At 62.6% G+C, this 14,140-nt stretch carries 13 protein-coding genes; all 13 read right to left on the reverse strand.

Annotated features, from left to right (window positions below; translation table 11 throughout):
• Window positions 1–1,818 (reverse strand): hypothetical protein, encoded by a 1,818-nt coding sequence (locus FYJ74_RS10885; protein ID WP_154529602.1) that lies wholly within the window; start codon window positions 1,816–1,818, stop codon window positions 1–3.
• Between the two features lie 9 nt (window positions 1,819–1,827).
• Window positions 1,828–4,617, reverse strand: a complete 2,790-nt coding sequence (gene secA, locus FYJ74_RS10890) for a preprotein translocase subunit SecA (RefSeq protein WP_154529603.1) — start codon at window positions 4,615–4,617, stop codon at window positions 1,828–1,830.
• Window positions 4,618–4,709: 92 nt separating this feature from the next.
• Window positions 4,710–5,282 carry a CDP-diacylglycerol--glycerol-3-phosphate 3-phosphatidyltransferase gene (gene pgsA / locus FYJ74_RS10895; RefSeq protein WP_154529604.1) on the reverse strand — a complete coding sequence of 191 codons (573 nt, stop codon included), beginning with the start codon at window positions 5,280–5,282 and terminating at the stop codon, window positions 4,710–4,712.
• Between the two features lie 112 nt (window positions 5,283–5,394).
• Window positions 5,395–5,907 carry a transcriptional regulator NrdR gene (gene nrdR / locus FYJ74_RS10900; protein WP_154529605.1) on the reverse strand — a complete coding sequence of 171 codons (513 nt, stop codon included), beginning with the start codon at window positions 5,905–5,907 and terminating at the stop codon, window positions 5,395–5,397.
• Window positions 5,908–6,012: 105 nt separating this feature from the next.
• Window positions 6,013–6,468 (reverse strand): GatB/YqeY domain-containing protein, encoded by a 456-nt coding sequence (locus FYJ74_RS10905; protein ID WP_320634474.1) that lies wholly within the window; start codon window positions 6,466–6,468, stop codon window positions 6,013–6,015.
• Between the two features lie 6 nt (window positions 6,469–6,474).
• Window positions 6,475–6,654, reverse strand: coding sequence for a 30S ribosomal protein S21 (gene rpsU, locus FYJ74_RS10910; protein WP_009165205.1), 180 nt, complete (start codon window positions 6,652–6,654; stop codon window positions 6,475–6,477).
• A gap of 38 nt (window positions 6,655–6,692) precedes the next feature.
• Window positions 6,693–7,028, reverse strand: coding sequence for a histidine triad nucleotide-binding protein (locus tag FYJ74_RS10915; RefSeq protein ID WP_154529606.1), 336 nt, complete (start codon window positions 7,026–7,028; stop codon window positions 6,693–6,695).
• Between the two features lie 85 nt (window positions 7,029–7,113).
• Window positions 7,114–8,424 carry a tRNA (N(6)-L-threonylcarbamoyladenosine(37)-C(2))-methylthiotransferase MtaB gene (gene mtaB / locus FYJ74_RS10920; protein WP_154529607.1) on the reverse strand — a complete coding sequence of 437 codons (1,311 nt, stop codon included), beginning with the start codon at window positions 8,422–8,424 and terminating at the stop codon, window positions 7,114–7,116.
• Window positions 8,405–9,274 carry a 50S ribosomal protein L11 methyltransferase gene (locus FYJ74_RS10925; protein ID WP_154529608.1) on the reverse strand — a complete coding sequence of 290 codons (870 nt, stop codon included), beginning with the start codon at window positions 9,272–9,274 and terminating at the stop codon, window positions 8,405–8,407. The genes mtaB and FYJ74_RS10925 overlap by 20 nt, the downstream gene beginning before the upstream one ends.
• A 153-nt stretch (window positions 9,275–9,427) precedes the next feature.
• Window positions 9,428–10,585, reverse strand: a complete 1,158-nt coding sequence (gene dnaJ, locus FYJ74_RS10930) for a molecular chaperone DnaJ (protein ID WP_154529609.1) — start codon at window positions 10,583–10,585, stop codon at window positions 9,428–9,430.
• 13 nt (window positions 10,586–10,598) lie between these two features.
• Window positions 10,599–12,431 carry a molecular chaperone DnaK gene (gene dnaK / locus FYJ74_RS10935; protein WP_154529610.1) on the reverse strand — a complete coding sequence of 611 codons (1,833 nt, stop codon included), beginning with the start codon at window positions 12,429–12,431 and terminating at the stop codon, window positions 10,599–10,601.
• Window positions 12,432–12,502: 71 nt separating this feature from the next.
• Entirely contained in the window at window positions 12,503–13,090 is a 588-nt protein-coding gene (locus FYJ74_RS10940; protein ID WP_154529611.1) for a nucleotide exchange factor GrpE, read from the reverse strand.
• A 1-nt stretch (window position 13,091) separates the two neighbouring features.
• Window positions 13,092–14,132, reverse strand: a complete 1,041-nt coding sequence (gene hrcA / locus FYJ74_RS10945) for a heat-inducible transcriptional repressor HrcA (RefSeq protein ID WP_326830937.1) — start codon at window positions 14,130–14,132, stop codon at window positions 13,092–13,094.
• Window positions 14,133–14,140 lie beyond the last annotated feature (8 nt).

Raw genomic sequence — 14,140 nt, forward strand, 5'->3', positions numbered from 1 at the left:
TCACTTTGAGCGGCCGACAGGCATCAAGGCCAGGCTGGTGCCCCTCCAGGTACCCCACGTTTCGATCACGCGTTTGAAGCCGCCCAGATACGGCACATCGACTCGCGTAGAGGACTGGATCAGCTTCTCTTCGCCTTCGAGCTGATTCTTGCGCTGATTGATGCGGTATTGGCTCGTGTAGCTGCTGACCATGCTCCCCTGCTCCATTTTGAGCGGCGCGCCCATGGAACGATAGCCCTTGGGAAGCTGCACACGGTAGGACTGCTCCACCACGAAGGGATATTTCAGCACGGCGCTGCTGCCCACGTCAAGAAGACGCATCATCGGGCCGGGAGCGATCGAGGGCAGGCCGATCATCAGGCCCTGCTGTCCTTCGATGCCCGACCGTGCCTTCACGGGCAGAACCAGTTTGAAGCCCTGGCTGCCCAGCGGCGAGATGTCGAGATCCCGATCGAGGTCGATCCAGCCTTCCAGCCCGGGGAACAGCGAATAGATCTGATCCTTGCGCCCGTCCGCCAGCGACTCGCACGTCTCGACCCAGTTGTTGCGCGCACGGATATCGACCGTGCCGGAGACGATGCAGTCGGCGTCGACGTCAAGATTCCAGGCGATGGAAAGGCGGTTTTTCTCCAGGCGGGTGCCGCCGACCGAATGGCGGCGGAGTTTTTTCGTGCCGGCGGCGTACAGCGTCTTGCCGCGCAGCGATACGGGCAGCTTGCCGGGCTCCCCCGGCTGTCCGGGCACATAGTACCAGCTTTTTTTGGAGCCCGGCTCGCTGAGCAGAAACACCGGATGCGTCAGCGCCGGCGCGCAGGAAATGGATTCGCGATCCTGCGGCAGCACATGCTGGAACCAGACTTCGGCTTTCCAGCCCTGTTTCTGCAGCCAGGACGCCAAAAGGTACATGGATTCCCACGTGGTCCAGGGACCGCCGGCAGGGATCATCCGGGCGCTGCGCCAGGTGCCGCGGCCGGGAAGCCGGTCGGCGCTGCGCCAAAACTTCTCGATGGTCTTCAGGGCCTTGTCGCGGGGACTGCCCTCATTGACCACGTACTTTTCGGGCAGACCGGGCCAGCGGCGTTCTTCCAGATCGCGCATCATGGCCACGGCGGTGGCGGGGCCGGTCGTAAGGCTGAAGACCACGTAGGGATCGGAGCTTTCGAGCATGCCGCGCATGCCGCGGTTGGCCGGCTGTTTGAAATAGAACCAGCCGTAACGGCGAAACGTCTCGTCCACGTCGATCGTGGGAATGGCGTCGGTGCTCGACTCCCAGTCCAGCGCCTGATCCTTGGCGATGCGGATCTGTACGCTGCCCTCCCAGGTGGGATATTCGGAACCGAGCCAGGCGATGTCTTCCATCACGTTCGGCTCGGCGAAGATCTGGCGGTAGCTGAGCACGAGCACGTAGACGTCGTCCATCTTCGGGAAATTGACGATAAGCCGTCCGTGTTCGGCCAGTTCGTCCCGGTCATAAGGAAGGTTGTGCAGAAGCTTCGCCGTGCCGGGATCGAAAATCGCCGCCTGTTCGAGTTCGATATGTCCGCCGTTGGGAGCGATAAGCTGATCCTGAAGCCAGCCAAGACGAGCCGTGGCTCCGCAGAGGATCACATAGGACGTGCTTTTGACGGCACGCCCCTGAGAATCCTGCGTGTAGAGCTGTTTCCGGCTCCAAATCACCGCGGGCTCGGCGCCTCGGTACTCCTCGAGCGTGGGACAATCCTGCACCATTTTGGCGATGTCCGCCGAGGTCAGGGGCAGTGCCAAGGACGCCGCCGGCAGGCAGAGCGCCAGAAGCAACACGAGAACAAACTTTTTCATGACCGCCTCCTAGAGGTTTCTGCCACAGCAGTTTTTGTACTTTTTGCCGCTGCCGCAGGGGCAGGGGTCGTTGCGTCCGACCTTCTTGACGCGCACCGGTTGGGGACGTTCGCCGCCCGTGCCGTAGTTCGCGAAGTAACTGCCGCGCGAGTTCTGCGGGTTGAAGCCCAGTTCCTCGGCCGCTGCCTTTGACGGCGCGGCGACGGTGCCGCGGTGTTCCCTCATCGCGGCGGGGGCGGCGCGGCGCAGGCGGTCTTCGTCGGAGACGATGGCGACGCGGAAGAACAGCTGCGTGATCTGCTCGCGCACGTGGGCCATCGTCTCCTGGAAGAGGTTGAAGGACTCGAACTGATACTCCATAAGCGGATCCTTCTGCCCGACGGCGCGCAGGCCGATGCCCTGACGCAGCACGTCCATGCCGAGCAGATGCTCTTTCCAGGCGCCGTCGAGCACGTGCAGGGCGATGAAGCGGAACAGCCCCTCGGCCACGGCGGGTTCAAGCTTGTCGACCCGCTCGTCGAAGCGGGCGGAGATCTCTTCCTTCATCTTTTCGACGGCGGGCATGACGTTGCGGCGGTCGTCGGCGCCGGCCAGCGATTTTTCGATGCCCGGCCAGTAAATGCCGCGTAACTTGTTGGCGGCGTAAACGGGGTTGGCTTCCTTGTCCTCGGGGAACGCCGCGTCGATGATATCGTCCACGTTGCTGACGGCGATTTCCTTGGCGTGTTCGAGGATCTCGGAGTCGCCGAGGATCGTCGAGCGCTCGGCGTAAACGGCCTCGCGCTGCTGGTTCATGACGTTGTCGTAGAGCAGCAGCTGGCGGCGCACGTCGTAGTGCATCATTTCCACTTTCTTCTGGGCGTTCTCGATGGCGCGGGTCAGCAGCGGATGCTCAATGGACTCGCCCTTTTCCATACCGAGCTTGTCGAGCATGCCGCCGATGCGGTCCGAGCCGAACAGCCGCAGCAGATCGTCCTCAAGGGACAGATAAAAGCGCGAGCTGCCGGGGTCGCCCTGACGGCCGGCGCGGCCGCGCAGCTGGTTGTCGATGCGGCGCGACTCGTGGCGCTCGGTGCCGAGGATGCAGAGGCCGCCCAGTTCGAGCACTTTTTCCTTCTCGGCGGCGCAGAGGGCCTTCATCTGTTCGAGAATGGGCGCGCATTTCTCGGCGTCTCTAGCGGGATCGAGATTTTGGGCGCGGTACTCCTCGCGGGCGAGGAAGTCGGGATTGCCGCCCAGCAGGATGTCGGTGCCGCGGCCGGCCATGTTGGTGGCGACGGTGACGGCGTTGAAGCGGCCGGCCTGAGCGACGATGGCCGATTCCTTCTCGTGATAGCGGGCGTTCAGTACCTGGTGGGGAATGCGGCGCGCGCGCAGCAGCTTGCTGACGTGCTCGGACACCGCCACGGAAACGGTGCCGACCAGCACGGGGCGGCCGGCGGCGTGGATTTTTTCGATCTCTTCGACCACGGCCGTGAATTTCTCGTCCATGGTACGGTAGACCTGATCCGGCCAGTCCTTGCGGATCACCGGCTTGTTGGTGGGAATGACGACGACGCCGAGATGATAGATGTCCTTGAACTCCTCGGCTTCGGTAGCGGCGGTTCCGGTCATGCCGGCCAGCTTCTTGTACATCCTGAAGTAGTTCTGGATCGTGATGGTGGCCAGAGTCTGGCTTTCCTTGCCGACTTTGACGTGCTCTTTGGCCTCGATGGCCTGGTGCAGCCCGTCGGAGAAGCGGCGGCCGAACATCAGGCGGCCGCGGAACTCGTCGACGATGACGATCTCGCCGTCCTTGATGACGTAATGCACGTCCTTCTTGAACAGATAATGGGCCTTGAGCGCCTGATTGATCTTGTGGGCCATGTCGGCGTGAGCCATGTCGGAGAACAGGCCGGGCGTCTTGAGGAGCTGCTCGCACTTGGCGATGCCCTTCGAGGTGAGCACGACGGTCTTTTCCTTTTCGTCGACGACGAAATCGCCGTCGGGCTCGGGACGGTCTTTGTCGTCGAGCAGGAAGCTGTGCACTTCGATCTCGTTGGGATCCTTGAAGACGCCTTTGAGCTGCGTGGCGATCTGATCGGCCTTCATGTAGGCGCCGGTGTCGTCCTCGGAAGGGCCGGAGATGATCAGCGGCGTGCGGGCTTCGTCGATGAGGATGGAGTCCACTTCGTCGACGATGCAGTAGGAATGCCCGCGCTGTACCATCTCGTCGGCCTGCAGGACCATGTTGTCGCGCAGGTAGTCGAAGCCGAACTCGCTGTTCGTGCCGTAGGTGATATCGGCCCGATAGGCTTTCTTGCGCTCTTCGGGATCCATGAAGGCGTAAATCACGGCCACGCTCAGCCCCATGGCCCCGTACAGCGGCGCCATCCAGTTGGCGTCGCGGCGGGCCAAATAGTCGTTGACGGTGACCACGTGGACGCCCTCGCCCTTGTAGGCGTTGAGGATCACGGCGATCGGCGCGACCAGCGTCTTGCCTTCGCCTGTCTTCATCTCGGCGATGTTGGCGTCGTTCAGGGCCATGGCGCCGATCAGCTGCACGTCGAAGGGACGCAGCCCCAGCTTGCGTTTCGCTTCCTCGCGGGCCATGGCGAAAACTTCCGCCAGATACTTGTCGAGTTCGGCGCCGCCGCGAATGTCGGCCTTGATCTCCAGGGCGCGGGCCAGAATCTGTTCGTCGCTCATGGCCTGAACCTTCGGCTCAAGCGCGTTGATCTCCTCGACTTTCCTGCGGTAGCGCTTCAGGGCGTTTTCGTTGGGATCGAGCCCCATGGCGCGTTTCAGTGATTCGAACATAAACCTTCCACCTCTCGTAAAAAACCGGGTGACGCACGTCCGGAATATATTTTTTCACAAAGGCCGCAGAGGCGGCCCTGGCATTTACGAAATCAGTCAGCGTCGGTGATCAATTCCCAGCCGTTGGCCACGTAGACGACGCCCGACCAGACGGTGAGCACGATGCTGAGATACATCACATAGATCGCACAGGGGATCCTGAAGATCATCATCACGATGGCGACGATCTGAGAAACGGTCTTCAGCTTGCCGAGCCGGGACGCGGCGATGACCTGTCCCTCGGCGGCGGCCACCATGCGCAGGCCGCTGACCATGAAATCGCGGGCGACGATGATCATCACCATCCAGCCGCTGAGGCGGTGCAGTTCCAGCAGAGCGATCAGGGCGGCCATGACCAGCACCTTGTCGCTGAGCGGGTCGATGAATTTGCCGAGATTGGTGATCAGTCCCTTCCTGCGCGCGATGTAGCCGTCGACCGTATCGGTCAGCGCCGCAATAATAAAGACCAGACCGGCCAGCAGATCGCTGTAGGTCAGGTCAAGGCCATAAGCGCTGAAAAAAGGAATGCCCCGGCCGATGCGCGTGTACAGCAGCAGAACCATCACAAACGGAGCCAAAAAAATGCGCGACAGGCTCAAGAGGTTGGGAACGTTCAGAGAACGCATAGCAGGACTCTCTCTCCTTTTCGCCGCAGGAAAAGCCGCGGCGACTTTTTGTCAGTGCAACCGGTCTATTATCGCATAAAATATCGATCTGTGCGTATTCGGACGAAAAATTTCACTTCTTCGCAGAACTTTTCTTCTCCTCTTTTTCTTCGTCGGTTGCCTCCGGCTGCCCGGCGCGGGAGACCAGCCTGGCGATTTCCCGCTGAAAGCTGGAAAGGTCGGTGAACTCGCGGTACACCGAAGCGAAGCGCACGTAAGCCACTTTGTTGATCTCGGCCAGCTCTTTCATGACCAGTTCGCCGATCGCCATGCTGGAAACTTCGTCGCCGCTTTCGCGCAGGCGCGCTTCGATGCGGGCGGCCATGTCCTCGATGGTGTCGAGGGAAACGGGAAGGCGCTCGCAGGCGCGGCTGATGCCGCGGACCAGCTTGCTGCGGTCGAAGGCCTCGCGGCGGCCGTCTTTCTTGGAGATCCACAGCACTTTGCGTTCTTCCACGCGTTCGTAGGTCGTAAAGCGGAACCCGCAGGCCATGCACTCGCGGCGGCGGCGGATCGTGCGCCCCTCTTCGGCGGTGCGCGTTTCCATCACGCGAGTCTCCATGGAACCACACTGAGGGCATCTCATCGATTCTGACAACTCCTTTCCTTACGATCACTCCGAAACTCGTTTTTCAATGCCTTCAAAAAAAACGGATCCGGAGAAAAACTCCAGACCCGTTTCACGCAATACTCAACCTTGCAGGACGCGCATCACCACGTCCTTGACAAGCATGCCGTCAGCCTGGCCTTTCAGCCGGGGCATAACAGCCTTCATCACTCTGCCCATGTCCTTGGGCGCAGCAGCGCCGATCTCGGCGGCCGTTTCGCGGACGAGCGTCTCCACTTCTTCAGCGCTGAGCTGGGCAGGAAGGTAGGCGTCAAGGACTTCGATCTCGGCGAGCTCGCTCTCGGCGCGGTCGTCCGCGCCCGCCGCCTTGTACTGCTCCGCCGCTTCCCGGCGCTGCTTCACCAGGCGGCCGACGAGGGAAATCACGTCGTCGTCGCTCAGTTCGTAGCTGACGCCTTTGTCGGCCTGAAACTTCTGAAGTTCGGCCTTGAGCATGCGGAACACGGAAAGCTCGAGCTCCCGGTGCTCTTTCATGGCCGTCTTCAGATCGGCGGAAACCCGATCGGTCAACGTGCTCACGGCTGCTTACCCCCTGACTTTTCTGCGAGAGAGTTCCTGGCGCTTGCGCTTTCTCGCCTCGCTGGGTTTCTCGTAGTGTTCTTTCTTACGGGCCTCGCGAAGGACTCCCGCTTTGGAGACGTCTCTCTTAAAACGACGAAGGACGTCTTCGATCGATTCGTTGTCTTTTCTAACGACTGTCGTCAAAACAATTCCCTCCTTTCTGCTCCACCTGCATCAAACTTTTAACCCGGGGGCCATTGGAGCCCTCGCCCTGCGAGTAAATGGATATGAAGGTGGGGGACTGTCTGACCAGCAGATTCGCCGCAGTTGACGACGAGCCGGTATCCGCCGGACACGCCGAGCTTCGCCGCCGTCGCCTTGACGGCCGGCATCAGCCGGCTCCAGAGGGTGGGATCCTGTACGTCGTCGGCAGAACCGACATGCTCCTTCGGCACGATCAACACGTGAACGGGCGCCTGCGGCCTGATGTCGCGAAAAGCCAAGGCATTCTCGTCCTCGTACACGGTCTCCGCGGGAAGCCGCTTCTGCACGATCGCGCAAAATGGACAGGATTCCATCGTCGTCACCTCGCATAGCGATTATTTTATCACTCTTGAACTGCTTCCGACAATAGGCAATTATCGACAGTCGGTCTTTTTCTTCCTAACGGCCCCAAAGAACCCCGTTTTTGCTCGATATCACCGTCATTTTCCGCAGTTCGTCGTAAATACTTTCTTTCTCGGGACGGAATTCAAAATAGCCGCGCGTATATCCCTGCGCGCGTCCGCGCTGTCTCCCTTCGAAAAGCACTTCCACTTCGCGCCCGATCCAGCGCCGCGCCTCCGCGGCCAAAAGCCGTTGGCCGCTTTTTTTCAGGCGTTCGGCGCGGGCGTGCGCGATTTCCGTCGGGATCTGCCCGGGCATAGTCGCTGCCAGCGTGCCGGGGCGCGGCGAATAATGGAAGCCGTGCACGCGGCCGACGCGCGCCGCTTTCAGCAGCGCCAGCGTGTTCTCGAAGGCCGCTTCGCTCTCGCCGGGGAACGCGCACATCACGTCGGTGGAGACGTGCAGGTCGCTTCCCAGCGCAGCGCGAAGACGCTCGACCAGCTTCAGATAATCCGCGGCCGTGTGCCCGCGCCCCATGCGGCGCAGGATTTCGTCGTCGCCGGACTGCACGGGCAGGTGAAGATGGCGGCAGAACCGCGGCGACTGCGCCAGCGCCTCGAGCAGATCGTCGCCGATGGAAAACGGCTCCAGAGAACCGAAACGCAGGCGCTTTATTCCCTCGATTTTGTCGAGTTCGCGGATCAGCCCGGCAAAGGATTCGCCGCTGTCGCGGCCGAAAAGCCCCAGATGCACGCCCGTCAGGATCAGCTCGAACTGCCCGGCCGCCGCGCAGCGGCGCGCCTCATCAAGGATGTCGGCCGCGGGCCGGCTCACCGACGGCCCGCGCAGAACGGGAACGATGCAGTACGTGCAGCGGTGGTCGCAGCCGTCCTGCACCTTCACGAACGCTCGCCCGAAATAGGGGGAGCGTTCCAGTTCCAGCGCGTCCCACTTCCGCCCCATCTCGCCCCGCACGGCTTCAAAGGGGCGCTTATGCCCAGCCAGCCACTGCGCGACGAGGCAAGGCAGCTCGCTTTTATGGCGGTTGCCGATCAGCAGATCGACGCCCATCGCCGCGGCTTTTTTCTCGCCGACGCCCTGCGCCCAGCAGCCGCATACGGCGACGCAAACGTTTTCGCCCGCGCGGCGGCAGCGGTTGATCAGCTGGCGGCTCTTGCGGTCGGCCGCGGCCGTCACCGAACAGGTCACGATCACGGCCGCGTCGTAGGGTGGCTCGTCCACGACCAACGCGCCGCGGCGCTGAAAGGCCGAGGCCAGCGCTTCCGCTTCGGCAAGGTTCGTGCGGCAGCCCAGCGCCTGTATGGCGACGCGGCGCCCCCGCAGCGGCTCAGATTTTGGCGACGGCAAGGCCGCACCAGTCGTCCAGCCGCACTTCGTCGACGAGACGCAAGCCGTTTTCCGCGAGCTTCTCCTTGAACTTCTCGCCCTCTTCGACGACCAGCCCCGAGAAGATCGCCCGTCCGCCGGGTTTGAGAACGCGCGCCACATCGGGCAGCATGGCCATGTTCGGCTCGTAAAGGATGTTGGCCAGCAGCAGATCGACCGTGTGCCCAAAGCCCTTGAGCAGATCGCCGACGGCGATGTCGAGTTTTTCCCCGGCGATGCCGTTCAGCTCCAGAGTGTTGCGCACCGCCTCGCGCACGACGGACGGATCGAGGTCGCGGGCGTAGGCGCGCTCCGCCCCCATCTTCAGCGCCGCGATGGAAAGGATCGCCGTGCCGCAGCCGATGTCGGCCACCGCGTCGCCCGGCTTCAGCCAGCGCTCCATCAGCGTCAGCACCGCCTGCGTGCTCTGATGATAGCCCGTGCCGAACGCCGAGCCGGGATAGATGAAGATGGGCAGACGGCCGGGATCTTCCTTGCCGGCGTGCCACGGCGCCATGACGACCAGCTTCTCGCCCACGTTCAGCGGCGGGAAGGCGTCCATCCACTCCGTGTTCCAGGCGCGGTTCTCCACCCGCCCCATGTCCTTGATCTCGATCTCGCGCCACGGCTCCAGATACGGCTGCAGCATCTTCAGCCATTCGCCCAGATCCTGGTTGGCGCGGTAATAGACCTGCAGATCCACGGCGTCGCCCTCGTTCGTCACCGTCGAGCCGATGCAACCCGTGCTCTCCGCCGCCGAGCTGAGCACGTCTTCCAGCCCCGCCGGCCCGCGCAGCGTGATGTACCACCAGAAGTTGTCGTTGCGTTCCATTTTCACGCCTCCTGCCCAGAAGAAATCCCCTGAGACATTATAGCAAAAACACCGCCAAAGGACAGCACTTGCTCTTGCGAGACAACCAAATACGAGTTCACAAAAATGGATCCTGAAACAGGATGAAACTGCTTCAGGATCCATGTCGTCCGTTTATTTCTTTTTCGCGCTTTTCTTTTTGGCGGCGGACTTTTTGCCGCCGAAGAGCTTGTCGAACAGGCCTTCCTTTTCGCCGGCGGCGACGTCCATTTCTTCGGCGAGCTGTTTCATCAGCTCGGCGGCGCGCTCGGAAAGCGCGCTGCCCTTGGGGACGTCGACGGTGACGTGCAGGTACAGGTCGCCGCGGCTGGAGCCGCGCAGGCGGGGCATGCCCTTGCCTTTGACGCGGATGGTCTGGCCGGGGGCGGTTCCCTCGGGGATGTCGAAGGAGGCGTCGCCGTCGATCAGGGTGCCGACGCTCGACGAGCCGCCCATGACGGCGAGCGGGAAGGGGATGGAAACGGTACGGTGCAGGTCGTTCCCGTCGCGCTGGAACAGCGGATGATCCTTAACCTGCATGACGATGTACAGGTCGCCGGGAGGGCCGCCGTTGGCGCCCAGTTCGCCGGCGCCGGGAACGCGCAGGCGCGTGCCGGTGTCGACGCCGGGCTGGATTTTGATCTCCTGCTCGCGGCGGCGGTGGATGCGGCCTTCGCCGCCGCACTCGGTGCAGGCTTTTTCCACCACTGTGCCGCGGCCGCCGCAGGTGGGGCAGGTGCTGACGCTGAGCGTGTCGCCGAAGAGGGTGCGCACGCGGGTACGGACCTCGCCGGCGCCGTGGCAGGTGGGGCATTCTCGCGCTTCGTGCCCCGGCTCGGAGCCGCTGCCGTGGCAATGGTCGCAAGGTTCCCAGCGGGGAATGGTGACCTTCTTCGCCACGCCGGTCGCCGCTTCTTCGAGGGTGACGGAAAGGACCATCTGCAGGTCGCTGCCGCGGGCAGGGGCGTTGGGGCGCGAACGGGGACCGCCGAAGCCGCCGAACATGCTGCCGAAAAGGTCGCCGAAGATGTCCTCGGGGCCGGCGCCGGCAAAGGGATTGCCGGTGTCGTCGGCGGTGCCGAAGCGGTCGTAGCGCTGTCGTTTTTCCTGATTGCCGAGAACGGAAAAAGCCTCGTTGATCTCCTTGTATTTCTGTTCCGCTTCGGGATCGTCAGGATGAGTGTCGGGGTGGCAGTCGCGGACTTTCAGGCGAAAGGCGCGCTTGATCTCGACGGTCGTCGCGTCGCGGGCGACGCCGAGGACTTCGTAATAGTCCCGATGCGTTCCAGCCATTGCCTACGCCCGATTATTCGCTGAATTCAGCGTCGACCGTGTCGCCGTCTTTCTTGGTGTCGTTGGTACCGCCGGCGGCATTGGCGTTGTCCGCGCCGCCAGGATTCTGCTGGGCGTTCTGCTGATAGAGGCGCACGCCGATGGGCTGCATGGCGGTGTTCAGCGCCTCGACGGCTTTCTTGATGGCCTCGGGGTCGGTGCCGTCCTTGGCTTTTTTCAGTTCGTCGATCTTGGCGTTGACGGCCCCCTTCTCCTCGGGCGTGACCTTGTCGCCGAGATCCTTGAGGGTCTTTTCGGACTGGTAGATGATCGAATCGGCCATGTTCTTGGCTTCGATCAGTTCTTTCTTTTTGGTGTCCTCGGCTTCGTGCGCCTCGGCTTCGGCCTTCATCTTCTCGATCTGGTCCTTCGACAAGCTGGAGGACTGGATGGTGATCTTCTGCTCCTTGCCGGTGCCCTTGTCCTTGGCGGAGACGTTGAGGATGCCGTTAACGTCGATGTTGAAGGTCACTTCGATCTGCGGGATGCCGCGGGGCGCGGGGGCGATGCCGTCGAGGGAGAAGGTGCCCAGCAGCACGTTGTCGGCGGCCATGGAGCGCTCGCCCTGAAGGACTTTGATCTCGACGGAGGGCTGATTGTCGGCCGCGGTCGAGAAGATCTGGCTCTTGGACACGGGGATGGCCGTGTTGCGCTCGATGATGCGGGTGCACACGCCGCCGAGGGTCTCGATGCCCAGCGACAGAGGTGCGACGTCGACGAGGACGATGTTTTTGTCGGTGTCGCCGCTCATGATCGCGCCCTGGATGGCCGCTCCGGCCGCGACGCACTCGTCGGGGTTGATGCCCTTGGTGGGTTCCTTGCCGAGCAGCTCCTTGACCTTGGCCTGCACGGCGGGCATACGGGACGAGCCGCCGACGAGCAGGATCTTGTCGATCTGCGAGGCGTTCACGCCGGCGTCGGAAAGGGCGTTCTTGACGGGAGCTACAATGCGCTCGAGCAGGTCGGCGGTGAGGTCCTCGAATTTGGCGCGGCTGAGTTTCATCTCCAGGTGCTTGGGGCCGGTGGCGTCGGCGGTGATGAAGGGCAGCGAGATCGTGGTCTCCATCATGGACGACAGTTCGATCTTGGCCTTTTCGGCGGCCTCGCGCAGGCGCTGCATGGCCATTTTGTCGGCGGACAGATCGATGCCCTGCTCTTTCTTGAACTCGGCGACCATCCACTGCACGATCTTCATGTCCCAGTCGTCGCCGCCCAGGCGATTGTCGCCGCGCGTGGCGAGCACTTCGAACACGCCGTCGCCGACGTCGAGCAGCGAGACGTCGAAGGTGCCGCCGCCGAGGTCGAAGACGAGGATCTTGTGGTCGCCGCTCTTGTTCTCGCCGTAAGCCAGCGCCGCGGCCGTGGGTTCGTTGATGATGCGCAGCACGTCCAGCCCGGCGATGGCGCCGGCGTCCTTGGTGGCCTGGCGCTGGGCGTCGGTGAAGTAGGCGGGCACGGTGATGACGGCCTTCTTCACTTCGGTGCCGAGATAATCCTCGGCGTCGTGTTTCATCTTCTGCAGGATCATGGCGCTGATCTCCTGGGGCGTGTACTTTTTGCCCTCGATGGTCACGGTGTAATCACTGCCCATGTGACGCTTGATGGACATAATGGTGTTGTCGGCGTTGACGATTGCCTGGCGTTTGGCGAGCTGCCCGACGAGACGCTCGCCGTCCTTGGTGAACGCCACGACGGAGGGCGTGGTGCGCGCGCCTTCGCTGTTGGGGATGATCGTGACGTTTTCGCCCTCCATCACGGCGATGCAGCTGTTGGTGGTGCCAAGATCGATACCTACGACTTTACTCATAATGAATCACCTCATGAAAAATTTTGTTTCGTTTTTATATGTCGCGGCGGTCTTTCCCGCTTATTACCCTGTTACTGCTGTTCCCCGTTCCCTTCCGGTTCGTTTTCGGCGTAACGGCCGACCATGACCAGAGCCGGACGGATAACCTTCTCGGCCATCTGGAAGCCCTTGCGCACGACTGTGTGGACAAGCCCGTCCTGCGCCTTGTCGTCGACGGGCACCATGCCCATGGCGTCGTGCTCCGCGGGCGAAAACGGTTTGCCCGCGGGATCCAGCTCCGTCACGCCAAGATCTTTGAGCGCGTCGGCGAACTGCTGCCGGACCATGCGTACGCCTTCCTTGATCGAGGCGGGATCGGACTCGGCCGAACCGAGGGCGCGTTCGAGGTTGTCGAACACGGGCAGCATGGCGAGGACCGCACGCTCGCTGCCGTACGCCTTGAGCCGCTTCATCTCGCGCTCGGCCCAGTTGCGGTAGTTGATGCCGTCGGCCTGCGCGCGGGCGGCGAGTTCGCGCATCTGCTGGTACTGCGCCGTCAGTTCGTCGATTTTCCGCTGCGTTTCGTCCGCGGGCGTTTCCGCCTCGGGCGCGCTCTGGTTCTCGGGGCACTCTTCCGCTGCGGGGGTCTCCGCCGTCGTTTTTTTCAAATCGTCTTCCATATCATGATTCCTCCTTCTCGGTCACGGGACGGTTCAAGCCGTTCAGAACGGCCTCCAGCACCGCGATCGAGTTCTCGTAATTCATGCGCAGCGGCCCCACCAGCCCCACCACGGCCTTGCGCCCTCCGCCGGTGGCGGTGGACATCATGACCGAACAGTTCTGCATGGCGGGACGCTCGTTCTCGTCGCCGATGGTCACTTTCAGCCCCTCGGAAGCGGCGTAATCGGAAATGAAGTCTTCCAGATCCTCGCGCGTGTCCATCAGCGAAGAGATGGCCTGGATGCGGCCGCGCCGCTCGTCGGACGCCTCTCCGCCGTCGGAGACGAAGACCTCGCGCATGCCGCCGGTGGAAAGGGTCAGGCCGTCGCCGCTCATCATCTCGTCGATGGCGATAAAGATGTCTTCGATGTCCCGCCAGCGTTCGGCCATCGCCCTCGAAAGATACTCGAGCAGCTCGCCGCGCACGTCGTTCCACGGCATTCCGCCCGCGGCGCGGTCGATGACCGCGGCCAGCTGCTCCAGCTGCTCCTGCGTCACGTCGGGCGAAACGCGCACGCGGCTGTGGTGCACGGCGCCGTTTTCCATCACCAGCAGGATCAGCAGGATCTCCGGCGCCAGCCGGATGAAATCGGCCTTGCGCAGCTTCAGTCCTTCGAGCGCGGAAACGGCGGCGACGCTGAAACAGCGTGTGAAGCGCCCCAAAAAACGGGCCGCTTCGGCCAGACGCTCGTCCAAACTTTGCAGCTGATCGGCGACCTGGTGCACCCAGCGGCTGATCTCCGGCGGAGGCGACGAGGGGCGGTGCAGGATCGAATTGACGTACACGCGATACGCCATGGAAGTGGGCAGCCGTCCCGCCGATGAGTGGGGCTGGGAGAAATAGCCCATCTCTTCCAGATCGGACATTTCGTTGCGGATCGTCGCCGCGCTGTGGCTCTTGAGGAACTTGCGCGAAATCGTGCGCGAGCCCACCGGTTCGCCGGTCTTGATGTACTCGTACACCACGGCGAAAACTATCTCAAGCTGCCGTTCTGTAAGCACGGCCTCGC

The organism is Pyramidobacter porci (assembly GCF_009695745.1).
GTDB lineage: Bacteria > Synergistota > Synergistia > Synergistales > Dethiosulfovibrionaceae > Pyramidobacter > Pyramidobacter porci.

Bases quoted from the DNA above. Each gene is read 5' to 3' on its own strand.
- FYJ74_RS10885 (WP_154529602.1), bottom strand. From the start codon at position 1,818: ATGAAAAAGTTTGTTCTCGTGTTGCTTCTGGCGCTCTGCCTGCCGGCG.
- secA (WP_154529603.1), bottom strand. From the start codon at position 4,617: ATGTTCGAATCACTGAAACGCGCCATGGGGCTCGATCCCAACGAAAAC.
- pgsA (WP_154529604.1), bottom strand. From the start codon at position 5,282: ATGCGTTCTCTGAACGTTCCCAACCTCTTGAGCCTGTCGCGCATTTTT.
- nrdR (WP_154529605.1), bottom strand. From the start codon at position 5,907: ATGAGATGCCCTCAGTGTGGTTCCATGGAGACTCGCGTGATGGAAACG.
- FYJ74_RS10915 (WP_154529606.1), bottom strand. From the start codon at position 7,028: ATGGAATCCTGTCCATTTTGCGCGATCGTGCAGAAGCGGCTTCCCGCG.
- FYJ74_RS10925 (WP_154529608.1), bottom strand. From the start codon at position 9,274: ATGGAACGCAACGACAACTTCTGGTGGTACATCACGCTGCGCGGGCCG.
- dnaJ (WP_154529609.1), bottom strand. From the start codon at position 10,585: ATGGCTGGAACGCATCGGGACTATTACGAAGTCCTCGGCGTCGCCCGC.
- dnaK (WP_154529610.1), bottom strand. From the start codon at position 12,431: ATGAGTAAAGTCGTAGGTATCGATCTTGGCACCACCAACAGCTGCATC.
- FYJ74_RS10940 (WP_154529611.1), bottom strand. From the start codon at position 13,090: ATGGAAGACGATTTGAAAAAAACGACGGCGGAGACCCCCGCAGCGGAA.